Origin of the sequence: Nocardia arizonensis (assembly GCF_001310275.1) — a bacterium.
Classification (GTDB): domain Bacteria; phylum Actinomycetota; class Actinomycetes; order Mycobacteriales; family Mycobacteriaceae; genus Nocardia; species Nocardia arizonensis.
On record NZ_LGYZ01000099.1, the window covers coordinates 1 to 428 of the forward strand.

At 65.9% G+C, this 428-nt stretch carries 1 protein-coding gene; it reads right to left on the reverse strand.

Annotation, left to right across the window (positions count from 1 at the left end):
- Positions 1–410: recombinase family protein (locus tag APZ21_RS23835; protein WP_204249145.1), on the reverse strand; the 410-nt coding region annotated here is incomplete at its 3' end.
- Between the last annotated feature and the right edge of the window lie 18 nt (positions 411–428).

The following is a 428-nucleotide window of genomic DNA, read 5'->3' on the forward strand; positions in this document are numbered from 1 at the left end:
GCGCGCCGGTTCCACACCATGTGCCCGGTGTATTTCGGGTTGATCAGGATCTCGCGGACCGAGGACCCCGACCAGCGGCCCCGGGCGCGTTTGCCGCTGTTGGGTTGCGGGGGCGGGTAGCGGTCGGGGTCGGTGTTGAGCCGTTCGGCGATCACCTGGTAGGCGAGGTTCTCGTCGTGACGCAGCTGGAAGATCCGCACCACGGCGGGTGCGCGTTCGGGGTCCACGACGAGCCGGGATTTGGTGCGGCCCTCCTCGCGTTTCGCGGCGACAGGGTGTGGGAGTTTCTCGTTGCGGTAGCCGTGGCAGGCTTTGCCGATGTTCCAGCCCTGTTTGGCGTGTTCGCGGAATCCCTCCCACGATTGTTCGAGGGTGTGACGCAGGAACCATTCGGCGACACCTTGTTTCATGCGGCGCACGAGGATCTG